Annotated in this window: 16 protein-coding genes; 9 read left to right on the top strand and 7 right to left on the bottom strand. The window is 63.9% G+C overall.

The annotated features are described in order from the left end of the window. Positions 1-70: 70 nt before the first annotated feature. The gene (locus EA187_RS04030) at positions 71-2,938 is read right to left on the bottom strand and encodes a hypothetical protein (protein ID WP_127779256.1); all 2,868 of its coding nucleotides are present in this window, start codon (positions 2,936-2,938) and stop codon (positions 71-73) included. A 77-nt stretch (positions 2,939-3,015) separates the two neighbouring features. Then, entirely contained in the window at positions 3,016-3,696 is a 681-nt protein-coding gene (locus EA187_RS04025) for a hypothetical protein (protein ID WP_127779255.1), read from the bottom strand. A gap of 228 nt (positions 3,697-3,924) precedes the next feature. Here EA187_RS04025 and EA187_RS04020 point away from each other — a divergent pair, with 228 nt between their 5' ends. Continuing rightward, the gene (locus EA187_RS04020; RefSeq protein WP_127779254.1) at positions 3,925-5,487 is read left to right on the top strand and encodes a sensor histidine kinase; all 1,563 of its coding nucleotides are present in this window, start codon (positions 3,925-3,927) and stop codon (positions 5,485-5,487) included. Positions 5,488-5,504: 17 nt separating this feature from the next. Here EA187_RS04020 and EA187_RS04015 read toward each other — a convergent pair whose 3' ends face one another. Continuing rightward, positions 5,505-6,794: a pyridoxal phosphate-dependent aminotransferase gene (locus EA187_RS04015; RefSeq protein WP_115602805.1), complete on the bottom strand. Its 1,290-nt coding sequence runs from the start codon at positions 6,792-6,794 to the stop codon at positions 5,505-5,507. 108 nt (positions 6,795-6,902) lie between these two features. Here EA187_RS04015 and EA187_RS04010 point away from each other — a divergent pair, with 108 nt between their 5' ends. Next, positions 6,903-7,622 carry an endonuclease/exonuclease/phosphatase family protein gene (locus EA187_RS04010; RefSeq protein WP_164855968.1) on the top strand — a complete coding sequence of 240 codons (720 nt, stop codon included), beginning with the start codon at positions 6,903-6,905 and terminating at the stop codon, positions 7,620-7,622. Positions 7,623-7,626: 4 nt separating this feature from the next. Here EA187_RS04010 and EA187_RS04005 read toward each other — a convergent pair whose 3' ends face one another. Beyond that, positions 7,627-10,251: an FHA domain-containing protein gene (locus EA187_RS04005; RefSeq protein WP_164855966.1), complete on the bottom strand. Its 2,625-nt coding sequence runs from the start codon at positions 10,249-10,251 to the stop codon at positions 7,627-7,629. A 246-nt stretch (positions 10,252-10,497) separates the two neighbouring features. On the opposite strand from EA187_RS04005, the gene EA187_RS04000 reads away from it, so the two are divergent. From EA187_RS04000 to EA187_RS03990, 3 genes are all read left to right on the top strand, one after another. Further along, positions 10,498-12,117, top strand: a complete 1,620-nt coding sequence (locus EA187_RS04000) for a helix-turn-helix domain-containing protein (protein WP_164855964.1) — start codon at positions 10,498-10,500, stop codon at positions 12,115-12,117. A gap of 89 nt (positions 12,118-12,206) precedes the next feature. Further along, positions 12,207-12,479 carry a hypothetical protein gene (locus EA187_RS03995; protein ID WP_115602809.1) on the top strand — a complete coding sequence of 91 codons (273 nt, stop codon included), beginning with the start codon at positions 12,207-12,209 and terminating at the stop codon, positions 12,477-12,479. Positions 12,480-12,499: 20 nt separating this feature from the next. Further along, positions 12,500-13,441, top strand: a complete 942-nt coding sequence (locus tag EA187_RS03990) for an RluA family pseudouridine synthase (RefSeq protein ID WP_115602810.1) — start codon at positions 12,500-12,502, stop codon at positions 13,439-13,441. On the opposite strand, the gene EA187_RS03985 is transcribed toward EA187_RS03990, so the two are convergent. The 3 genes from EA187_RS03985 to EA187_RS03975 all read right to left on the bottom strand — a co-directional run bounded on the left by EA187_RS03985 (position 13,438) and on the right by EA187_RS03975 (position 19,279). Continuing rightward, positions 13,438-17,820, bottom strand: coding sequence for a serine/threonine-protein kinase (locus tag EA187_RS03985; protein WP_127779250.1), 4,383 nt, complete (start codon positions 17,818-17,820; stop codon positions 13,438-13,440). The genes EA187_RS03990 and EA187_RS03985 overlap by 4 nt on opposite strands. Positions 17,821-17,856: 36 nt before the next feature. Beyond that, positions 17,857-18,351, bottom strand: a complete 495-nt coding sequence (locus EA187_RS03980) for a tRNA (cytidine(34)-2'-O)-methyltransferase (RefSeq protein WP_115603553.1) — start codon at positions 18,349-18,351, stop codon at positions 17,857-17,859. Positions 18,352-18,484: 133 nt separating this feature from the next. Further along, the gene (locus EA187_RS03975; protein WP_127779248.1) at positions 18,485-19,279 is read right to left on the bottom strand and encodes a gamma-glutamyl-gamma-aminobutyrate hydrolase family protein; all 795 of its coding nucleotides are present in this window, start codon (positions 19,277-19,279) and stop codon (positions 18,485-18,487) included. A 391-nt stretch (positions 19,280-19,670) separates the two neighbouring features. Between EA187_RS03975 and EA187_RS03970 the strand changes: the two genes are divergently transcribed. From EA187_RS03970 to EA187_RS03955, 4 genes are all read left to right on the top strand, one after another. Beyond that, positions 19,671-20,327, top strand: a complete 657-nt coding sequence (locus EA187_RS03970) for a 2OG-Fe(II) oxygenase (protein ID WP_115602813.1) — start codon at positions 19,671-19,673, stop codon at positions 20,325-20,327. Positions 20,328-20,399: 72 nt separating this feature from the next. Beyond that, positions 20,400-21,161, top strand: a complete 762-nt coding sequence (locus EA187_RS03965) for a YebC/PmpR family DNA-binding transcriptional regulator (protein ID WP_115602814.1) — start codon at positions 20,400-20,402, stop codon at positions 21,159-21,161. 2 nt (positions 21,162-21,163) lie between these two features. Beyond that, complete coding sequence (locus EA187_RS03960; protein ID WP_164855961.1) at positions 21,164-21,907, top strand: pseudouridine synthase family protein; 744 nt, start codon at positions 21,164-21,166, stop codon at positions 21,905-21,907. A gap of 26 nt (positions 21,908-21,933) precedes the next feature. Then, positions 21,934-22,887 carry a ketopantoate reductase family protein gene (locus EA187_RS03955; RefSeq protein WP_164855959.1) on the top strand — a complete coding sequence of 318 codons (954 nt, stop codon included), beginning with the start codon at positions 21,934-21,936 and terminating at the stop codon, positions 22,885-22,887. Positions 22,888-22,899 lie beyond the last annotated feature (12 nt).

The following is a 22,899-nucleotide window of genomic DNA, read 5'->3' as shown; positions in this document are numbered from 1 at the left end:
ACGTACGACGCGCGGCAGAGAGCGTCCCACCCGCTCATAGCGAGCGTGATGTCATGGTGATCAGGTCGCCCTAGCGCTGCAGGCGCACGAGGTTCTCCTCGGCCCACTCCAGCGCGCGCTCGCCCACCTGGGCACCGGCGAGTCGGCCATCATAGTCATCCGCGAGGATGTGAATTCCGCCCCAGATTCGCGACTGACCCGCCTGATCCGCGGCGTCGAAGTAGGTGGCCCATTGCAGGCGAACCTCCTGCGAGGGCCCATTCTCAAACTTCAAGAACTCGCCCGCGTTCGCGACAAATTCAGCACGGCCACCGGGGAAAAACTCGCTGCCCGTGAGCTCTGCCAACACCTCCGCCGCGCTCCGACTAAACGCGCTATGTCCTGAGACGTAGCCGGGGAACGCCGGCGATACGAAGGTTCGCGGCTGATAAGGGCTCCACTCGACGGCCCGCTGCCAGACGCATGACGCGTAGCGATGCTCGTGATCGCCGGGCGCGCCCGGCCAGGTGAAGAGCACCACCTGACCGATGTAGGGCTGCAAATGCTCATGGCGCATGCCCGGCGCCGCTGAGGCCTCGGTCACCACTTCGATCAAGCCCTCGATCAACGGAAGCCCCTGCGGATCGTAGGAGGGCATCGTCGGATCGCTGGATTGCCCCCGGGCCCCCATCCACCGAATCAGCGTGATCGGTCGCGAGGTCTCATACAGACGCTTTAACTCCCAGGCGGCAATCGCCGCGTCATGAAGCGCGCCATTGAGCACCAGATAGAGGTGCACATCAAAGGTCAGCGCCTCGACCTCCTCGCCATCACCGTAAAAGCGCCGCTCAAACAAAGGGTGATCCAGCGCCTTATGCGCGAGCGTATTCCAATGCCCCGGCGGGGTCTCCGAGTCGGGCCCGTCGGCCCAGTATTCGGCAAGCACCCGACCAAAGTCGCTACGCGACACGATCTGCTGGTCGTAGGCGCGGCCGGTCGACGGGTTGATCGCATGTCCCTCGCCGTCGTCGGCGCCGAGGGTGTTGTTGCCGTAGGCTCCCGGCGACGCATCCATCCTTTCCTCGGAGTTTGCGTCGAGCCAGGAGGTTCGCCGAATCACATCCACCACCCAGTCGCGCATGTCCGCGCCCATCTCCGGTCGCGGCCCCGGTGTCACATAGGGACGATCCGCGGCGCTACGCTCGATCGCAAAGGGGGTCACCACGGCCCAATGAGGACCGATGTAGCCCTGCACTCCTGAGTCGACGGCAATGCCGTTCTGCGTCACCGCCTGGGCCAGGTCCAGGGGTTGCCACAGCGAGGGATCGCTGGCCAGGGTGCCCGCATCGTCCACGACCAGGGGCGGTGCCAGGCTCTCATAATCTGGAGACTGATAGCCCGACGCCTCCAGCGAACCGTCCTGCACGAAGGCATCGATGATCGTTTGTGCCACCTCCTCGCCAAGTCGCCCGGCCGGCCCTCGCTCATCGGCCATCAGCGCCGGGTCATACCCCAGCGACGCCAGCGTTCGGTCGAGACAGTCGCGGGTTATCGCCGCCCCGAGCCCCCCGTCGTAGCGATGCGCCAACAGACGGTAGGCCGCCACACTCATCGCCTCGTGCCGGGCGTCACTCCACTCCTCGGGAGAGAATGTGTCGCGAACGCCTTCGCCCAGGCTGGCATCGACCAAAATCGGCTCTTGCTCCGCGTCGAAGAGCGACCAGGCATCAAAGAGCGCTAACGAGAGATGGTAGAGGTTGCGCGCATGCACCGGGGGCATCGGCACCTCAAGGCGAATGGCGGCCAGATTCTGCTCGATCCAGCGCCGCGCCACCGAGTGCTCCGCGCCACGGGTGAGCACCTCGTCGGGACAGCGCTCCCGGGGAGGCTCGGGCCGCAAGGCCTCATCGATCTCCGGCGCTGCCCCCTCCCCCTGAATCAACATCAACCCCTCATCGAGCTCCGGCGAGACGACGCTCCCCCCCACGGCCAGCCGAACCCCATCTGGAGCCGACCAGACTGCGTGCAAGGATTCCACGACGAGGTCGAGTTCATCGCCCACCGGCACCCATTGCCCCTCCTGGCTCTTGCGCACAATCGTTCCGAGCCCGCCTACAGCCACGACCTCCCCGTCATCAGAGACATGCACGCCCTGCAAAAAGGGTGTCGATAGCGTCTCGACCCGGGGGGCATCGCCCAACTCCACGATGACGCCCTGCGCGTGCCCACCGGCCGCATAAACCGTCTGGCCGGCGCCATGCACCGTAAAGAGCGTCGCCCGGGTATCGACGACAACACGCTCCAGGGGTTCCTCGCCCTGGCGTCGCAAGACCGTGCCTTCAGCGCCGACAACCCAGAGCGTGCCCGCCTCGTCGACGTGCGTTTTGAAGAGTCCCGGGAGCGTGCCGTCCTCCAGACGTGGCATCTCCTTCGGGAGTGGGAGGTCTTGCCAGCGCTCGCCATTGAAATGCCATACAAATCCGCTGCGAGCGCCGATGCTGCCAACGGCGTAGAGATCGTCCTCCTCTCCGGCGATTCCGAGGACGGTATGACGGGCCAGACTCAGCTCGTCGATGCGTCGAAAACGCTCACCCTCCAGGGTCAGAATGGCCCCGTCACTTCCACCAAAATAGGGGCGCCCCGATGGTGTGATATGGACCCACCACAAATCCACGTTAAATGGGACGTCGTGCTGAACCCACGACTCCCCATCATAGTGTATCGCGATGGGCCTATCGCCGACCTGAGCGCCCACGGCCCACACATCGTTTGACGCGCGCCCGGCCACCGAAAGAAGAGCCGCCGGCAGCTCCTCGGCCAGAACGTCCCACTCGGCCGAACGCGCATCGGGAGCCTCGTTGGTCCCGGGCTCCTCGGCGCGGTCAGCACATGCAGCAAGTGCGACCGCAACCACGCTCGCGACCAGTGCGGCTCGGTAATTTTTAAACCTCAACTTCATGTCTTGAATCTCCTTGCTCCGCCTTCGAGCAGACGCCGACGTCGATGGCTGCGACGTCAGCGCTGGCTCGCGGCGTCCTAGTCGCAGCACTGGCTCAAAAGCCAGACCTGGCGTCGAAACATCTCATCACCCCATTGCACCTCGAGTTCGTAGCGAATCGCCTCATCATTCATCGTCGAGGGACGTCGCGGTGCCTGAAGCACCGCGTACAAGCCCCGCGCCTGCCAGGTTCCCTCGTCTTCGTTAAGACGAAAGCCTCCGGTGCGACTCGCGGTGGCCAGCAACTCGCCATCTTCATGAAAAAACGTGTAGGTGTGCCGAATCTCCCGGCGAGCCTCCTCGTCGATCGCATCGAGAACGTGTCGGTCGACCTCCGCGGCGATCCAGATGTGGTAGCCCCCCTGCACCCCCGCCTCCCAGAAGACGTGGTCGTCGAAGTGCGACGCGACAAACTCGCGTCGCCCCGTTCCCGGCCAGAAAGGCCCCTCCCCGATCGGCCGATCTCCCGGGGCCCATGCCTCCACCGGGTCGGCCCCGCCATCCACCTCCCCGCCACCATCCTCAGCGTCGCGCGGCTCCTCCCAACCGCCGTCCGTGAACGCCTCGACATCTCGGATGGCGACATCGCCACGATCACCTGCCGCCGTGTCCATCTCCCCCGCGTCATTCGGAGTCTGCGCTGGTTCTGCGTCGGCAACTCCGGCGGCGCACCCCATCAAACTCAATCCCACCACCCCTGTCAGATGCCACATGTTCATGTTGATTCCTTCGTAAGCGAAACGTACGCCCCTCGGGCTCGGCCCACGGCGTAGTAATGCAAACGCAAATCACTTGCAATAAAGGATCGAGAGAATTCTTCCCGCTGCAGCCCGTGACAGCTTCCCGGGTCTCCGGCGCCTGAACGTAGGTCGACAGGCGTGACGACGTCTCGCTACTATCGACGCGTTGGTCCCTCCCCCCCGACTCTCCTATCCCACCACGAGCCCATGCGCCTGAGCCTGGCCACCAAAGTCTTCATCGCCTTTGCCGGCGTCACCATCGTCTTTAGCGCGGTAGTGATGTTCGGCGTCGAGCGCACCCAGAGCCTCTACGGGCAGCTTCGCGCTATCAACCAACGTATCGTCCCGCTGGGGCTGCAACTGAGCGATGTGCAAAACGATCTGCGCAGCTTTCACGTCGTACTCAACGAGCGCGATCCGGCGGTACTACGTCGCTCATTGCAGCTGACTCGCCTGCTCAATGCGCTGCCTGAAAACCTCGACGAGGAGCTCGGCGAGGCCGCGCTCCTGGCCGACTTCAGCGAGCTTGAGGAGGTACCCGCGGCGCAGAGTGAGGCCTTTGCGTCCATCCTTCGCGATCTCCGGGCTCTGCAAACGCGCGGCGCGGAGTTCTCAAAGGCGGCCAGTGCGTTTACCGCCCAGGTGTTGAGGGAGCGCCCGCAGGGGTCCGAACTTTCGGCCTCCATCTCGGAGACGCAGACCGAGCTCAGCGCCGAGGCGCGCGCGCTGGACAATCGACTTACACAGCTGCGCGCCGAACTGCGTGTGGCCACGGATCAGGCCCTGACGCGAGCCGATGACGCCGAACGCAGCTCGGTCTACGCACTGGGCGCGCTCAGCCTTGCCGCTCTGGCGGTGGCGCTGCTTGTGCTCATTCTCATTGTCTGGACGCTGCGACCGCTGACCACGCTCGCCCAGGCTGCCCGTCGCATCGGTGAGGGCGACTACCGCCCTCTTCCCACCCCCTCGACCCGCATGGGCCAGGACGAGGTCGCCCTGCTCACCGCTGAGTTCAACGCGATGGCCCACAGCCTCGCCGAACGCGATGCTCGCCTTCGCAGCCAACACGCCGCGCTGCTCAAGTCGGAACGCCTGGCCACCATCGGGCGCATGACCAGCCTGATCACCCATGAATTGCGAAACCCCCTCTCCAGCATCAACCTCAATGTGGAGATGCTCGCCGAGGCCTTAGAGGAGCGCGGCATCGACGCCTCCGATGAGGACATCCGCCCTCTTCTGGAAACTGTGATCGAAGAAATCGATCGTCTGCGCGACATTACCGAAGAGTATCTCACATACGCGCGCCTGCCCTCGCCGAAGACCCAGCCTGAGAACCTTGATGACATCGTTCAGGGGCTCATCGACTTCCATCAATGGGAGTGGAGCCAGCACGGTGTCGAGGTGATTGTGACCATCGACAACGCCCCCCTGGAGGTGGATGTCGACGCCAACCAGATACGCCAGGCCCTTCTCAACCTCATCAAAAACGCCGTCGAAGCCAGCTCGCCGGGCGATGCGATCGTGGTGAGTGTGACCCGCGTCGAGGGCGTCGCCCGCGTCGCAATCGAAGATCAGGGCGAAGGCATTCGCCCTGAGGCGCTGGAGCGCCTCTTTGAGCCTTTCTTCTCGACCAAGTCCCAGGGCACCGGGCTGGGGCTCCCGATGACCCAGCAGATCCTCGAAGAACACGGCGGCCAGCTAAGCGTCGAGAGCGACCTCGGCGAGGGCACGCGCTTTTGCTTCGAGCTCCCTCTCTCCAGCCCCCATTGAGAGCTGGAAAGCTCCCCTCAGGCGCCTGCCATCTGCGCCTGAGACACCTCGGCGATCATCTGCTCCAGACGGTCGAGCCCGGCCTCAAGCTCCGCCTGAGGCGGCCCGAAGCTAAAGCGCACGTAGTTCTTAAAGCGGCTGTAGCGGTTGGCGCGACGCTGGCCCGGGTTGACGTCAAAAAACTCGCCGGGCACGCAGATCACCTGCCTCTTGAGAGCCTGCGAGAAGAAGTCCATCCCATCGCGAAGTCCGGGCGGAAGCTCACTTAAATTGGCCCACACGTAGAAGGTGCCCTGAGCAGGCAAGTCGAGCTTGATGCCCATCTTCTGCAGGCGCGACATCATCATATGTCGCTTGGCGGCGAAGCGCTCGCGTATGGCAACGATCTCCGCGTCGGTGACCTCATCATCAAGCAGTCTGACCGCCGCGCGTTGCAGCGGACGCGCCGCGCCGCCATCGAGGAAGCTTCCGGCGCTGGCCACGCGCTCGATGACCTTTTTCGGCCCCACCGTCCACGAGAGGCGCCAGCCCGGGTAGCGCCAGCTCTTAGTCAGGCCATTGACGATGACCGCTGGATCTCGCTCCACATCTTCGACGTAGCGCGCCGCGGTGGCCTCCTCCACGGACTTGCCCCAGACGTAGTGGCTGTAGAACTCATCGAAGATCATGGCGCAGTCGAGCTCCCGCGCCACGCGCAGCCACTGGCCGAGTTCGTCGCCTCCGACCAGCTTTCCGGTGGGGTTGCAGGGGTTAGAGAGCAGCAGCGCCGAGAGGCCTCGCCCTTTAATCTCATCTTCGAGTTCGCCCGCGCTAAACGCGTAGCCCCGGCGCGGGTCGAGCAAAATCGGGATGGGGTTGAAGAGGCGGAAAAGATCCAGCAGCTCTTCGTAGGCGGTGTAATCGGGCAAAAAATGCCCCAGGTTAATCGGCCCCAGCGCTGCGGCCAGGCGAGAGAGCGCGGTGCGCCCACCGCCGCAGATCGCGACGTTTTCGGCGGAGTACTGACTGGCCATACCGCGGCGGTAGCGGCGGTTGTAGTGGTCAGCCACAGCCTCGCGAAGCTCCCACAATCCGGTGACCGGGGAGTACTCGTGATCATCTTCGGTAATCGAGATGGCATCGATGCGCGCAGGCGCATGCTCAAGCATCCCGGTCTCGGGCTGGCCCTGGCCGAGATTGGTCCACCCCGGATCACCGGGTCGGTAACCGTGGCGACCGGCCTCGCTCATCACATAGATCACGCCGGTCTTGGGCACCGAGCGAAACGCCCCGTGCGACTTCTTCCCTTCCGACCGTCTCTCCACCATACTTCTCTCCGGGTAGCCGGGCCCCATCCACAGAGCCCCATGAGTTGCCTGAAACGCCTTCGAGCCCTAGCACACTTCCCTACCCCCAACCAACGCCGGGAGGCTTCGATGCCACACCAACTTCGAGTGATGACCTACAACATCCGCCTGGGCATTCAGGAAGGGCTGTATGCGATCTCTCAAGTGATCGACGAGGCCGATGCCGATGTGGTCGCACTTCAGGAGGTCGGGCATCACTGGACGATGGGACCTTCCGGGGACTCCACCGCCCGGCTCAGCGCCCTGACCGGACTTGAGCATCACATCTTTATCCCGGCGATCATCGAGGACCGCCCTGGTCAGGAGCCGGCGCGCTACGGCCAGGCCCTCTTAAGCCGCTGGCCGATTCTGGAGGTTCAGGTCGACCCCTTGCCTCAAATCCGCGACGAACCCCGACGGCTGGCACGAGTCCTTATCGACAGCCCGGCTGGAGCGGTGGAGATCTTCTGCACGCATCTCTCTTACCTGGAAGAAGATCGCCCGCAGCAAGGCCAGGTGCTGCGCGAACGCATCTGCGCAGCGCCCCTCTGTGGTGCGGATGATGCGCCGGTGGCCCGCTTCATTATGGGGGATTTCAACGAACCCGAGCGCGCTGAATGGCTTGAGGCGCTGGTTGCTGTCTGCGACGATCCGGGCGCGCCCGAAGCGATTGAGACCTTCCCGGCCCACCAGCCTGACCGCCGCATCGACTTCGTGCTGGGCCAGGGCGCTCGCGCCCTGGCCCACCGGGTTTTGGAGAACGCCACGGCTTCCGATCACCTGGGCGTGCTCACCCTCTGGGAGGTTTGAGCCCTCAGGCTTCGGCGAGCTGGCGAAGCTGATCTTCGAGGCGGTCACGCTCCAGGATGATCTCAGCCAGCGTAGCCTCCAGCGAGGTCTTCTCTTCGAGAAGTTTCGCCACCTCGCCCTCGTCGACAGCTCCGCTCTCACCTCGCTCACTCGCCGCTTCATCGCGGGCCTGAAGCTCAGCTTCGAGCGCTGCCAGGCGCGCGTTTAACGCATCGCGCTCGATCTCAACGCTGGCGTTCTGGTCGCGTGCCTCTTCGAGTTCAGCCTTAAGCCTGGCGAGCTCCTCGGCGTCGGAGCCCTCTCCGGCCTCGGCGGCGTCCTCTACGGCCTGGCGCGCCTCTTCGAGCTCGCCCTGTGCGGCCTCCAGCCGGGCTTGAAGCTCGGCCATCTCGCTGCGCAACGCTTCGAGCGCTTCCCCCTCTTCGAGGTCAGCGAGCTGGGCGGCGCGGGCGGCCTCAAGCTGCTCTCGGAGCTCGGTTTCCAGCGAGGCCAGCGCGTCTCGCTCCTCGGCGATCTGTCCCAGGTCGCGGGTGAGGTTGGAGGCGTCGCTCTCCAGCTCCTCAATCTGAGCAGAGAGCGACGTGATGAGCTCTTCGCGCTCGACAAGTTCCGACTGCAAGGCCTCAAGCGCCTCCCCTGTGGGAGCCTGCTCCAGACGCTCGCGGACACTGGCGAGTTCACCGCCCAGGCGATCGTTCTCTTCGACCAGCCCGCGAAGATCGCCGGAGAGCTCTTCGAAGATCTTACGCTTGCGCTTGCGGTCTTTCTCCAGCTCCTCAACCCGAGCTTTAAGCGACTGATTCTCATCGCCCAGTTTGCGTCGTTCGACCTGCAGGTAGTCGGTCTCACGGGCAAAGGCGGCCTTCTCCTGTTTGAGCCCGTCACGCTCACGCGTAACCTGGTCGCGCTCAGCAGCGACCCGGCTATGACGGGCTTCGAGGTCTTCCAGAAGTTGGCGTTCTCGGGTCAGCTCACTACGCGTCTCGTGGAGTTCTGCTTGAAGGTCGTCGCGCGCCGAGGTCATCGCGACAAGGTCGGCGTCGAGGGTCGTGGCGCGCGCCAGAAGCGCATTGGCCTCATCCTCAGGCGGCCGCCGGGAGAGTTCCTCGTTGAGCTCTTCGATCGTGGCGTTAAGCGCGGCGACCTTCTGCTGCTCGGTTTCCAGCGAAGTGCTGAGTGCCTCAATGCGCTCAGCGCGAAGCTCCAGCTCGTGGATGTGGTCAGCGATCTCCGATTGCAGCGCGTCGCGCTCAGCCTGCCCAATCTGAGCGGCCTCTTCGAGCTCTTCGATCTTCGCCAGGCTCGCGCCGAGTTCTTCGGTCACATCATCAATGCGCAGAAGCGCCTGATGGTAGCGGTCCTCGTAGCTTTGCATCTCATCGCGCAGCTCACTGACCTGACTGCCCAGCTCGGCGCGCTCGGAATCCCCCAGCGCCTGCGCTTGCTGGTGCGATTCCAACTCCTGGCGCACCGCGGCGAGCTGCGCGCTGAGTTCCTGCTCCCGCTCCGCCGCCTCTTCGAGCTGACGGGCACGCGAGCCGGACTCATCACGAAGCGCCTCCATCTGAGCTTCGGCCTCGGAAGCACGGTGGCGCTCCGCATGGAGCGCGGCCTGCGCTTCGGCCATCGCCTCATCGGTGGGAGCCTGCTCCAGCGCCTGTCGGGTATCGTTGAGCTGACGCACCAGCGTACGACGCTCATCCATCAAACGATCCCGCTCACCGCGCAACCGCTCGACCTGCATGTCGTCCGAGTCGGCCACTCCTGCATCAAGCATCTGGCGAAGAGACGCGACTTCCTCGCGCAGGGCCTCAACCTCTTCGTTATTGACTGCCGCCGCTATCGCCACGCTCTTCCGCGTCGGCGCTACGTCAGCGGGTTGCGCCGCAGGCGGGGGCACAGGAGCGGCGGCCTTCAGCTGCGGCTGCTCGTACTCCCCGCTGCTGAACTCGCGCTCCCAGTTTTGCAGGTTAAGCGCGTGGCCGTCAGCCCGTTGTGTGTGCTCATGCGTGTCCGGCCCTGCCGACTCCCGAGCCGCCGCGCGCAGCGCGGCGAGGCTCGCTGCGATCTCGGCGCCACCATCGACGGTGTCGTCGCCGAAGGACTCCGGCTCAAGCTCCGGGTAGAGTTCATCGGGGTCGAGCACCTCGTGAATCTCATCCTCCCCGATCATCATCGGCTGGTCATCAAACTCATATTCTTCGACCAGAGAAGAGGCATCAAGCTCGATAGGCTCCGGCTCGAAATCGTCCATGCCAAAGCCCATCCCCATCGAGGTGGCATTGGCCATTGACGCGATGCCCGGATCTTCGACCGGGGTGCTGATCACCGGCTGCTCTTCGGCAAACTCCAGCGGAAACTCGCCCACGCGAACCAGGTCACCGTGCTCGAGCACCTGGCTCTGGATGCGCATCCCGTTGACGTAGGTGCCGTTAGAGCTGTTGAGATCGTAAAGGGTACAGCGGCCGTTCTCGTAGACAAACTTCGTGTGTCGCCGAGACACCGACGGGTTGTTGATGCGAATGATGTTGCCCGGATTTCTCCCGATGGTGACTTCGGGAACCTCCGAGTTGATCTCAACGATGACCTCGGTCCCGATCTCGGGATCCTGATAGATCAGCTTTGGCACGTGTCCACCTTGGCTCGAATGCGTCGGCGCTGGCGTAAGTCGGATTAGTGGCGAAGGTTAAGGCTCTCGGCAACGCTACGAAGGCACCGACAAAGCGGGTCCGAACTTTCCTTTTTTAAGCCGAGAAGCGCACCTAACCTAACCCGCGTCTGCCCCCTTGCCAAGTAACGATCGGTCAACGAAGATAGCGCGCCCGCTCGGGCTTGAGCCCGGCATTTGATGCCCTCGCCATGCGGAGTAGGCCCGTTGAACCAGATCGCTCCCCCCCAACATCCCGACCGCCCGCGCGTCGTCACCTTCGGAGGCGGCAAAGGGGGTACCGGCAAGAGCACCCTGTGCGCCGACATCGCCCGGGCGTTGACCCGCCACCAGGGGCGCGTGCTCTGCGTCGACGCCTCCTGGCACTCGCCCACGCTCAACATCCTGCTGGGCGCCAATGAGCCTGCCTTCGACCTGGGCGCCGACGACGCGCAGGGCCTGGGGGATAAGGGAGCGCATATTGCCGATTTCATCGTGAGCACCGCGTACACCAATGTGTACCTGGCCTCGCTCGCGGCCGCGCGACGTTACCCATTTACGCGCCCGCGGGTGCGCCCCGAAGAGATCATCGCTCAGCTGCACCAACTCGACTTCGACTGGGTGCTTATCGATCTTCCCCCCAGCCTCTCGCCATTTGATGTGGGGCTCTTCACGTTGAGCGACACACCGATCCTGGTGGGCACGCCCGACCCGGCGGCGATCCGGATGATGGCCCAGTTTTTGCGCGCCTCGCTCTTCAGCGCCATCGGCTACCACCCGGAAGCTCCCAACTTTGAAGACGAACTTGTCGAGGTGCTCTACAAGCAGCCCTTGTGGCTGAACACCCGCTCGCTTCGTTACGATGCGCCCTCGGCCCAGTCCCGCGCCATCATCGATGAGACCGCCCGCCAGCTGGAGGTCTACATGGTGGTGAATATGGTGCGCGAGGGAGCCGAGCATGATCTGGGCTTTGTGCTCAGCCACGCACTCCACCGTGAGTTGCAGGTCTTCCCCAGAGTCCTGGCCAGCATCGACTACGCCGACCGCCGGTGGTTCTACAACCGCCGCACCACCGGCACCGGATCATCGCGCAATGAGGAAGGGCTGAGCAACGAGATCGAGTTGCTCTCGCGTCATATCCGCGACGTCCAGTTGGTTGACTTACGCTATCCGCGGCCCATCCCTGCCCGCGGCGATGCGCATCCGGCATTGATGATGGGACTCAACCCCGAGCTCAGCCGCAACGAGGTGCGCCAGTACTGCCGCAGGCTCTGGGAGGGATACCGGCGCGAAGCCTCCATCAGCCTGGTCTTCACCGAGCCCACCCGGAGGATGGAGATCGCCGAGGAGCTCGAAGGGCTCTACCGTCACGTGCTCACCATGCCCAGTGAGAACTTCTCGCGGCCGGAGGTCGATGAAGCCATGCGCAACTATGAGCGCGAGCGAACCGCCCCACCTCCCCGACAGGAGCACCCCACCCCCCAGCCTCCTCGCCCCCCGGAGTTTACTCCCCCGGCCCAGCCTTCGGCGCACCAGACCGAAACACCGCCGGACCATCCCGAGACGCTCGCAGGCGACGAGGCCAAAGCCGCGCGCCGCCCAGCCGGCGCAAAGTCGCCCGGAGACGCCATCGCCGCCCTTCGACGACGTCACGGGCTGAGCCTCCAGGAGCTGAGCTCCCGCACCCATATCGGCGTCAAATACCTGGCCGCCATCGAAACCGTCGACTCCGATGTGCTTCCACGGCCGGTCTACCTGCGCGGCTACCTGCGTGAGATCTCCCGTGTCTTCGATGTCCCGGCCCAGCCCCTGATCGAAGATTACTTCCGATATCTCGATCAATCGTGATAAGGTCGCCGACACTGGCGGCGTCCTGCCGTTTTCGCTCCCGGGCTCCCGGCCCGAATTCACGTCCAACCCCTCGCTATGAGGAACGCATGTCCAAGATCACCGATCCGAAGAAGGCCGCTCAGCGCGCCCGCGTTATCGCCTCCGACCTGACGATCTACCCGGACATCCAGAAGAAGATCGAAGCGGGCATCAAGAACGACAACCTCTTCGATGAGCTCGATGGCATCTGGCGCGAGGCGCTCACGCATATGCGTCAGTACGTCGACGAAGACATGCTGGAGAACACCAATATTCTGGAGAAGGCGTTTATTGATATCGTCTTCGCCAACTGCGGCCATATCGAAAGCTCGATCTGGTAACCCGCTGCCCCCGGCATGCTTTGAGCACCACTGAATTCAGCTTTCAGGTTGAACCGGAAGACGCCGGCCAGCGCCTTGATGTGTACCTGGCCGAGCAGGACGATCCGCCGTTGACCCGCTCCCAGGTGCGAAAGTTCCTGGACCGCGGCGAAGTCACCGTCAACGGTGCGCGGGTCAAGGCCGGCTATACCTTGCGTGAAGACGACCGCATCCACTGGTCGCACGTCTCCCCCACCGAACCGAGCATTCAAGCCCAGGCCATCGCGCTCAACCTCCTCTATGAGGACGACGAGGTGGCCGTGGTCGACAAGCCGGTGGGAATGGTCGTGCACCCCTCGATTGGCCACCCCGACGGGACACTTGTTAATGCGTTGATGCATCACTTTGACGAGCTCCCCACCATCGGCGGGGAGCTTCGTCCGGGCATCGTACACCGCATCGACAAAGACACCTCCGGGGCGCTCGCGGTGACCAAGACCGACCGCGCCCACCATCACCTCTCGGAACAGTTTCGCGACCACAGCATCGACCGGGTCTACCACGCCATCGTGTTCGGTCCGGGGCTGGCCGATGAGGGGACCTTCGAGACCTTGCACGGGCGCGATCCCAACCACCGCATGCGTTTTACAGGACGCGTGACAAAGGGACGCCACGCCATCACGCACTTCCGGGTGATGGAGCGCTACGATAGCGGCGCGGTGCTGGTGGAGTGCCGCCTGGAGACCGGACGCACCCACCAGATCCGCATGCACTTTGCCGACGCGGACTCGCCGCTTCTGGGCGATACGCTCTACGGCGGCCGACGCACCTCGCAATGCTCGCTGATCGGACGACAGGCCCTTCACGCGCGCACCCTGGGCTTTGAGCACCCCGATGGTCAGCGTGTGCACTGCGTGGCGGAATACCCCGAAGATTTCGCGCGGGCTCTCGAAGCGCTTCGCGCCGGGCGAGACTGGCGTTAATCCGCCGCGGTCCGAACATCGGCCAGCGCCGCCATGATTTGTGCGTTGAGAGGCCGCGCCAGGTAGTCTCGCCGAAGTCGCTCATCGTCGATGGCAGACGCGCGCTCCCGGACCACCGCCTGGGCGCGCCGCAAGGAACGTAACTTCTCGTCGTCCAGTTCGGCATCGCCCCCCGTGTCCAGAATCGTTGCGTGGGCGAAGTGGACCTCATCCTCCCCGTAGATCTCCACCACTTCAAGCATCTCCAACGCCTGGCGCGAAAGGGAGAGCGCCTGGTCAAAGCGCCGGGAGCTGGCGTGCGCACGCGCCATCAAGCTCAATGCGAATGCCCTGCCCCAGCGCATGTCGGCCTGATCCGCGCGCTCCAGCGCGTCTTCGGCCTGCAGCAACGCCACACGCGCATCACCCGGGCCGGCCCCCTGCAACTTGACCTGGGCCAGCGCCAGAGTCGCACAAACCGCCAGGTACGCATGCGGGATGGAGTCCGCCAGCCGTAGCCCCTCGTGGAGAGCCCGCTCGGCCTGCGCACTCTGCCCCAGCTCCAGATAGCACAGCCCGAGCGAGATCTGACCGTCGGCCTCCGTAGTCGTATAGCCTGTACGGCGAGCCAGATGCAGCCCACGTTGAATCTCGGAGATCGCCTGGCGCGTCTGCCCGAGCAAAAAATTCACATGGCCGATGTTGACGAGCAGCAGCGCCTCATCTCGCCTGTGCCCGAGTTGGCGACACATCGCCAGGGCGCTCTCGTAGCGGGCCATCGCTGCGGCGAAGTGCCCCACATAGGCCAGCGCCAACCCGGAGTTGGTCAGAACCTGGCGTTGGTGACGGGGGAGTTCCAACTCACGGGCGCGGATCAGCGCGCGATCATAGGCGATGAGCGCTTCACGGTGCCGCCCGGTCTGACGAAGTATAACCCCGCGCACCGTAAAGAGTTCTACTGCCACCTCCCCCGCCCGGCGCTGATCCACATGATGGATGCTGGCCTCATCGAGCAGTAGCAGCCCGGCATCAACCACTTCGAGAGCACCGTCGCGATGGCCCTCAGTAAGGTCAAGTACGGCGCGCTGACGCGCCGCCTGGGCCAGGCTGATGCAATCATCCCGGCGCTGAGCCACGTCTTCAGCCCGTCGCAGGTAGTCCCGTGCCTCCCGAAAGCTCGCGCGCTGATACTGATAGCGCGCCTGGCGCAACCACACCTCGGCGGCGCGATCGTCGGCATCGCCGCTGGCCACGCGGTCTTCAAGAGCCTTCAGCGCACTTCGAGCACCGGCGTCATCTCCGATCTCCTGGCAGGCTTCTTCTTTGAGCAATAAGACCTCGACAAGCTCTCCGGTCGGCGCCCCGCCCATCTCGAGAACCCGATCGCAATGACGTACACAGGCCTGCGCCCCTACCCATCGCGAGGCCTCCCGGGCGGCACGCACGTAGTAGCTCCGGGCGTTCTCCGCGTCGCCGCCGGCCTCCAGGTGCCGGGCAATCAGCGCGCTGTGCCGGGCACTGTTCTGCCCTTCGCGCGCGATCAGCTCGGACGCGATGCGCCCGTGCAATTCTGCGGCATGTTCGGGAAGAAGCCCCCGGGCGGCCACCTCCCGCGTCAGCTCGTTGCAGAAGCGATAGCGCAGACTCCCCTGTGCGCCGACCTCCTCCAGAATCCCCGACTCCACCAGCAAGGCGATAGCCTCCCCGCAGGGCTGCTCCAACAGACCTTCGGCCCGCTCTCGATCAAAAGGCACCCCGAAGAGCGCTACCCTCACCAGGACTGCACGCGCCTCCGAGGGCAGCCGCTCCAGCTTCGCGTCGATGATCCCCTCGACGCTCGCCGGCAACCACACCGCCTCATCGCTAAGTTCCGCCGAGTCTGTCGCCCGTCCAAAGCCCACCCGCTCCCGAATCGCCTCGATCACCTCCCGAATATAGAGCGGGTTTCCCCCCGTTCGGTTGAGCACCTCATCCACAAGGGCCTGATCCTCGCCCACCTCCAAACGCAGCAGATCGCGAACCAGCCGACGGGACTCACGAGCGGAGAGCTCTCCGACCGCTTCACATTCAACGCGCGGACTTCCCACAAGTCGCTGCCAGGCGTCGCTCTCGACATGCGGCCCCAGATCACGGGCGGTGCACACCATGAAGACCGGCACGTCGCGATCGGTCTCAAAGTAGCGCGCTGTAAACTCCAGCATCACCGGATCGATATAATGTGCATCATCAATGGCGATGATCACCGGACCGGTGGCCGCAAAACGACTGACCAGCCTGCTTAGCGTGAGGTAAATGCGCCGTTGCCGCTCCTCACGGTCCAACCGGGAAAACGCGCGCTCCGACACCGGCACCCCGAAGACGGTCGCCATCGAGTCGAAGATCAGTTCCCGCTCGTCAACCTCTTCCTCCGAGAAGATCGTCTCAATGACCTTCTCCAGGCGAGCCGCCAGCTGCCGAAGATCATCGCGAGGACCGAGCCCGAGGGCTTCGGCAAAAAAGGCCGCCGCGCTCCCCAGCGGTTGGTCGCGCTCATGGGGTGAGGCCACCGCACGTAAGACCCGAGCCTGACCGCCATCAAATCCGGAGAGAAACTCCTCCAGCAGCGCGGACTTCCCGGCCCCGGCCGGCCCGACCAGCACCAACGCCCCGGCCCGGCGGTCCATCGCCACACGGCGATACGCCTGACGCACAACACGCCGCTCGACATCGCGCCCGTAAAACGAAGCCACCGAACGACGCAACTCTTTGATGCGATCACGCGCGCTCTTGGGCCCGACCAGCCGGTATGCCGTCGCCCCCACCGCTCCCCCGGCGCCGGCCTCCTCGTTACCGGCCACAGGTTGGATCGCCTCGCAGTAAAACGCCCGCCGCACCCGCTGAAAGACCTGCGGACCGATCAAGGTCTCCCGCGCCAGGGCTGAGGTTGCCAGCGATCGCGCGCCGTCTTCACCTCGCTCCAGATACTCCCATCGGTAGCCCTTCTTCAGGCCGCTCGACGGATGCTCAATGAGCACCTCCGAGGTGGCGATTCCCAGGCTGACCAGCAGGGGCACATCAAGGCTGAAGTTCATGCCCGCGACCGCTTCGTGCAGATCGCGAGCCACCCGGGCAGCGCGCACCCCGTCATTCTCACTGGAGATAGGCAGGCCCAGCACGACCACAAACCCCGCCGCATCGATGCGATGCAAAACCCCGTCGTTTTTAAACGCGATGGCATCGACAATCCGCGTAAGCTCCGCCACGAGATGACGCCATCGCTCCGGACTCAGGGCACGCTCAAGTTCTTCAAGCCCCTCCAACCTGCCGGCGATGGTCACCACCTCTTTGCGGCGTTGCACCATCGCCGGTGTCACCTGCAACGAGGTGCGCAAACTCGCCGCGCGAGCCGATGCTCCGCCACGCGCCACCTGCGTTCGCCCCACCACCGTCGACACCGAGGGCTCCGCCCCCACCGAAACACTCTCCCCCCACCGCCCCTCTCGCTCGAGATGCGGGCTGAGCTCGCGCAGATGCTGAGCGAGTGTCATCTCGTCATGAATCTCGCTGAGCCCGTAGAGCACGCGGGTCATCGCCCGCTGCATCTCACGGGCGCTGGCCGGGCGCTCTTCACGATCCGGGGAGAGCGCTTTGTACATCAGGTGCTCCAGCGCCTCGGGAATCTGCGGGAGGATCGCCTTAATGTCCGGCACCACCGCCCCCGAAACCAGGCTGAGCAGGTCCTCGTTGCTCTCCGCCCGAAAGAGCGGACGTCCACACACCAGCTCAAACATCAGCGCGGCCAGGCTAAAGAGGTCACTGCGTTGATCGACCTCCTCGCCACGGGCCTGCTCCGGGCTCATATAGCGGTACTTCCCCTTGACCAACCCGGGACGATCCTCCCGCACACCGATAGCCTTGGCGATGCCAAAGTCCACCAGTTTGACAGCACCATCCCGCGAGATGAGCACGTTCTGGGGGCTTACGTCACGATGCACCAGTTCCAGACTTCGCCCAAAGCCGTCGGTACGGCGATGGGCGTAGTCAAGCCCCCGGGCAAGCTCGATGGCGACAAAGAGCGCATCACCCAGCGCCAGGGCGCGACCGGCGCGCTTTGCTGACCGAAACAGATGCCCCAGATCCACGCCATCGACGTGCTCCATGGCCAGGTAATAATCTCGCCCCACCTTCCCGAAGTCGTAAATCTGCACGACATTGGGGTGATTAAGCCCCATGGCGATTTTGGCCTCAGCGATGAACATCTCCACAAAACGCTCATCGGTGGCGAGCTGTGGCAGGATCTTCTTGATGACCAGGGTCTTCTCAACCCCCTCGGCACCAACACTGCGCGCAAGAAACACCTCGGCCATCCCGCCCACGCCGATGCGCTCTCCCAGCATGTATGTACCAAAGGGCTCGCTCACAGCGCTTCACCACGACGACCGTACAACCGGCATACTCTAGCCCTGGAGGGGCTCCCAGTTAAGTTGACGCATTGCGTCATACAACACAATCGCGCACGCGTTGGAAAGATTCAAACTGCGTACTTTATCGGTCGTCGGGATGCGGAAACACCGGTCCTCATAGCGCTCGCGAATCTCCGCAGGTAGCCCTTTGGTTTCTTTACCGAAAATCAACACACTTCCCCCCTGCCAGTTGGCCTGATCGTAGGCGCGGGTGGTCTTCTTGGTAAAAAAGTGCATGCGCTCACGCGGAAAGATGGCCTCCACCGCTTCAAAGTTGTCATGGAGGCTGATGTTGACGTGCGGCCAGTAATCCAGCCCGGCACGCTTGAGGTAACGATCATCGAGCTCGAACCCCAGCGGCCTGACCAGGTGCAGCCACACGTTGGTACCGGCGCAGAGCCGGCCGACATTGCCGGTATTTCCCGGGATTTCCGGCTCGTGAAGCACGATATGAAGGCGACGATCGTCGGGACCGCCGAAGCCATCCAACGGCTCCAAGATATTGAACTTATAGGGATTTTCCAAAAAAACCTCTTCTGTAACCAGTCTCGACATCGGCCATGACGCACCGCGCCGCGCAGATGTTGCGTAAGGTAACACACCGAACCCGACTCCCCAACTGCTAGCGCGTTGAAGCCCGACGACGTGCGGCCTTGAGAAAGTCGTTCATCAAGGGTGCCGCGGGCACAAGCTCAACCTGCTCGGGCCGCTGAAACTCCGGGTGCCACTGCACACCAACCACCCACCGATCGCTGCCATCATCGAGCTGCACCCCCTCGATGATGCTGTCCCGCGTCGAGCGTGCGGTCACGCGCAGCCCGGGGGCCAGATCCTTGATTGCCTGATGATGCACGCTGTTGATGAACGCCTGCACCTGCCCGTAGATCCGGTGGAGGTAGCCGCCCTCCAGAAACGTAACCTCATGGATGCTACCGGCGTAGCGTTCCGCGTCTCGATGCCGCAGCGCCCCTTCGACCTGGGTGGCGATATCCTGAAAGAGCGTGCCCCCGAGCGCCACGTTCAGCACCTGGTGGCCCCGACAGATACCGAGCACCGGCACGTCAAGTGCAAGCGCCGCGCGAATCAAGGCGATTTCAGCCTCGTCGCGTCTTCGGTCGCCCTCCCACTCCGGGCGAAGCGCACCCTCGCCATAGCTTCCCGGCCACACATCGGCCCCCCCGGCGACGACCAGCGCATCCAGCGCACCGACCATCTGCTCCGCCGTGATCGCCACCTCACACGTAGGACTCGGCGCCGGGATCATCAGCGGCAGCGCCCCGGCTGCCAGAAACCAGTCGCTCATCGACTGCTCCATATAGAGCAGTGGCCGGCCGTTGTAGACGGTGCGCTCCGGGTCGGCGTGCATCCAGTTCGCGCTCACACCGACGCGCAGCGGTCGGGAAGGTTGGTCAGACATCGATTCTCCTGATGCGTGGCAGCGCCGCCAGGCGGTCACTGCCTGAGATCACCATGCGATGGAAGACGAAACGCGAGAGCGCCAGGCTCCAGCCCTCTTCTCAAGCAAAACGTGGAGAGAGTCTGCGGCACTCCCCCACACCCCTCAACCTGGAATCAGGCGAAGTCTCAATGCCGGTCGCCCTGCCCCAAAGCCCCCGGCAACGCGCCATCACCATGCCCACCTCACAGCCGCAACATCTCCCTGCAATCACTGCTTTTTATTGACCGCTTGTTTCAGCGTGAGTAAACTCGTTCCCCGCGATTCGACAATGCAAATTTTTCGCACACCGCACGAGGTCTCTATCGATCCACGACCGGCCCCCCAGGCCCCCTGACACCGAGCGACGCCCATGCGCCAGCCTTCCCCGCCCGTCCAGCATCCGGTCCAGCCCGACCTCTCCGATTCTATTGCAGATGCGCTCATCGAGAAGGGGTACGCCTGCGTGCCCGGCTTTTTAAGCCCCCCCCGGGTGCAAGCGCTCGCTGCAGAAACGCTGAGGCTCTGGGATGACGGTGAGTTCCAGTTCGCGCGCATCGGCTCCGGCCCCAACCGCCAGCGATGCCCCCAGGTGCGAAGCGACCGCATCCTCTGGCTGGACAACGACCAGCTCAGCGCCCCGCAGCAGATCTACCTCGACGCGCTCGACACCCTGCGCCAGCACATCAACCGTGCCACCATGATGGGCCTTGTCGACTGGGAGGGACACCTGGCGCTCTACCCGCCGGGCACCTTTTACAAACGCCACATCGACGTGTTTGCCAACGCCCGCGAGCGTCAGCTCACCACCATCCTCTACCTCAACCCTAACTGGCGTCCCGGCGACGGCGGTGAACTTCGCCTCTACCTTGACGGCGCCGAGATGGAGCCCTACATCGACCTTGAGCCGCGCGGCGGCACGCTGGTGACCTTCTTAAGCTCGCGTTTCTACCACGAGGTTTTACCGGCCCACACCGAGCGCTTGAGCATTACCGGCTGGTATCGAGTGCGCTCCACTCGCCACTTTTAGCCTCCGCAGCCCCGGTGGTATAGTCCCGCCGCTTCGGCATCGACCCACTCTTTTCCCTCCCAAGGAGTTTCTATGGCAGGACATAGTAAATGGGCCAACATCAAACATAAGAAGGCCGCTCAGGACGCTAAACGAGGCAAAGTGTTTAGCCGCCTGAGCAAAAAGATCTCCTCGGCTGCCCGTCGCGGCGGTGGTGATCTCGATACCAACAATGAGCTGCGTCTCTGGGTCCAGAAGGCCAAAGCGGCCAACATGCCCAACGACAACATCGAGCGCGCCATCCTCAAGGCCACCGGTCAGCTCGAAGGCGTCACCTACACCGACTTCACCTATGAGGGCTACGGCCCGGGCGGCGTGGCCTTTTTGCTCGAAGGCTCCACCGACAACAAAAACCGCACCGTCGCCAACATCCGCCACTTCTTCAGCAAGCAGGGCGGAAACCTCGGCGAAAACGGCTGCGTGGCCTGGATGTTCCACGACAAGGGCATCATCAGCATCGAGCAGGACCAGGTCGACAACAACGACACACTCATGGAAGTCGCGCTGGAGAACGGCGCCGAGGATTTTGAGGTCGAAGACGGTGTGATCACCATCTCCAGCGGCCCTGACGACTTCATGCCGCTGCGCGACGCCCTCAACGCCGCCGGCTACGTGGACTTCTTAAGCGACGAGATCACCAAAGTCGCCGAGACCGACCTCTCCCCCGACCTGGCCACCGCCAGGCGCAACATGAAGCTCATCGACCTGCTCGAAGAGGACGACGACGTCGAGAACGTCTACCACAACCTCGAGCTCTCCGATGATGTCGCCGAGGCTCTGGAAGCCGAGGGCTGATCGTGCCCGATCGTCGTCACGATGAATTTGCTCGACGCATCGTCGCCGAGCACCATGGCCTTGTCGCCTGGGACAAGCCGGCCGGTCTTCCCAGCACCGGTCGCACCCTGGACGATCCGCAATGCGCTCAGGCCCATGCCATGACCTGGGCCGGGCGCATGGTCTGGGCCGTGCACCAGCTCGACCGTGACACCTCCGGCCTGCTTCTCTTCGCCCGGAAAAAGAGCGCACTGCTGCGTGCACAACAGGCCCTGGCGGCACGCGACCTCCAGAAGATCTATGTCGCGCTGGTGCACGGCCGTCCTGACAACGCCACCCTGCTCATCGACGCCCCCCTGCGAAAACGCTCGCAGCAGGGGCGCTCGGTGGTCGACGTGCACCGCTCGGGAAAAAGCGCCCAGACCCGGATCTGGCACTGGGCCTCAAGCCCCGATGGCAACTACAGCCTCGTCGCAGCTGAACTTCTCACCGGGCGCACCCACCAGCTGCGTGCGCATCTGCACCACGCCGGGCATCCCCTGCTCGGAGAGACGCTCTACAACGACATCCCCTGTGCGTTGCATCCCCGTCAGGCACTGCACGCTCTGGGACTTATCAACCGTGGTGGCCACCAGGCCCTACCCGAAACCCCGCTCATCGCCACGCTGGCCGAAGACCTCGTCGCGCTGGCACACGATCTTCACGTCCCGCTTCCCGCTCGCGACGCCTCGGGATGGGCGCAGGCATGGCATACACTCGCCACCTGATTTCTGCTGCCGAAACGGAGTCTCACATGCGAATCCTCATCGTTGGCGCCGGAAGCGTCGGACAACTCTATGGACTTCACCTGGCACGCGCTGGCGAAGAGGTGCACGTCCTGGTACGCCCCCGCTACGCCGAGGAAGCACGCCGGGGCTATCGCCTCTATGAACGCAGACGCGACTTCAAGCAGCACGCCATCTTCACGCCCGATGGCGTCTGGACCGACGCGGCCGATCTTCCCCCGGGACATTTTGATGCGATCATCCTCGCCATCCCCTCAACCGGCCTCAAAGGCCCCTGGCTCGCTTCGCTCGCCAGGGGACTTGGCGATGCCACGCTCCTCACACTGACCCCGGGCCTCGACGATGTGCAGACGCTCTCCGAGCACATCGCCCCCGACCAGATCGTTCGCGGACTTATCACCTCAGTGAGCTACCCGGCGCCTCTCCCCGGGGAGTCCTGTCCGCAACCGGGGACCGCCTACTGGTTCCCACCGCTGACCCCCGCCCTTTTCGAGGGCCCGAAAGAACGCGTGACGCCCATCGTCACTGCACTCAACCGCGGGCATATGAGTTCAAGGAGTGTCCGCGGCCTGGCCGAAAAAGCCGCCTTCGGCAGCGGCGTACTTATGCCCATCGTCGCCCATATGGAAACCGTGGGCTGGAGCCTCGACCGCCTTCGTGACGAGACCTTATCAGAACTGGTCACGACGATGTCGCAAATCCGCACCATCCTGGAGGCCACGCTTCAATCAAAGGCGCCGCTTCCGATGAGGATGCTCACCCCCACAACGGTCAAGCTCTTGACCCGCGTCGCCCCGCGCGTGCCCCCCTTTGATTTTGAAGTCTACCTGAAGGTGCATTTCACCAAGGTCGGCGCACAGACCCGAATGTTTCTCGACGATTACATCGCAAAAGGCGAATCCCTCAACCTCCCTAACGACGCCATCGTCGAGCTCCGGGCGAAGATTGGCGAGCCTTCATGAAAGAGTCGCCCG

It is taken from the genome of Lujinxingia sediminis (genome assembly GCF_004005565.1).
In the GTDB taxonomy this organism is placed as follows: Bacteria; Myxococcota_A; Bradymonadia; order Bradymonadales; family Bradymonadaceae; genus Lujinxingia; species Lujinxingia sediminis.
This window is presented reverse-complemented; position numbering and strand designations above follow the sequence as displayed.

What these genes read in the sequence shown, in the direction of transcription:
- EA187_RS03970 (WP_115602813.1), top strand. Translation starts at nt 19,671, where the DNA reads ATGCGCCAGCCTTCCCCGCCCGTCCAGCATCCGGTCCAGCCCGACCTC.
- EA187_RS03975 (WP_127779248.1), bottom strand. Translation starts at nt 19,279, where the DNA reads ATGTCTGACCAACCTTCCCGACCGCTGCGCGTCGGTGTGAGCGCGAAC.
- EA187_RS04030 (WP_127779256.1), bottom strand. Translation starts at nt 2,938, where the DNA reads ATGAAGTTGAGGTTTAAAAATTACCGAGCCGCACTGGTCGCGAGCGTG.
- EA187_RS03955 (WP_164855959.1), top strand. Translation starts at nt 21,934, where the DNA reads ATGCGAATCCTCATCGTTGGCGCCGGAAGCGTCGGACAACTCTATGGA.
- EA187_RS03995 (WP_115602809.1), top strand. Translation starts at nt 12,207, where the DNA reads ATGTCCAAGATCACCGATCCGAAGAAGGCCGCTCAGCGCGCCCGCGTT.
- EA187_RS04025 (WP_127779255.1), bottom strand. Translation starts at nt 3,696, where the DNA reads ATGAACATGTGGCATCTGACAGGGGTGGTGGGATTGAGTTTGATGGGG.
- EA187_RS04015 (WP_115602805.1), bottom strand. Translation starts at nt 6,794, where the DNA reads ATGGTGGAGAGACGGTCGGAAGGGAAGAAGTCGCACGGGGCGTTTCGC.
- EA187_RS04010 (WP_164855968.1), top strand. Translation starts at nt 6,903, where the DNA reads ATGCCACACCAACTTCGAGTGATGACCTACAACATCCGCCTGGGCATT.
- EA187_RS04020 (WP_127779254.1), top strand. Translation starts at nt 3,925, where the DNA reads ATGCGCCTGAGCCTGGCCACCAAAGTCTTCATCGCCTTTGCCGGCGTC.
- EA187_RS03965 (WP_115602814.1), top strand. Translation starts at nt 20,400, where the DNA reads ATGGCAGGACATAGTAAATGGGCCAACATCAAACATAAGAAGGCCGCT.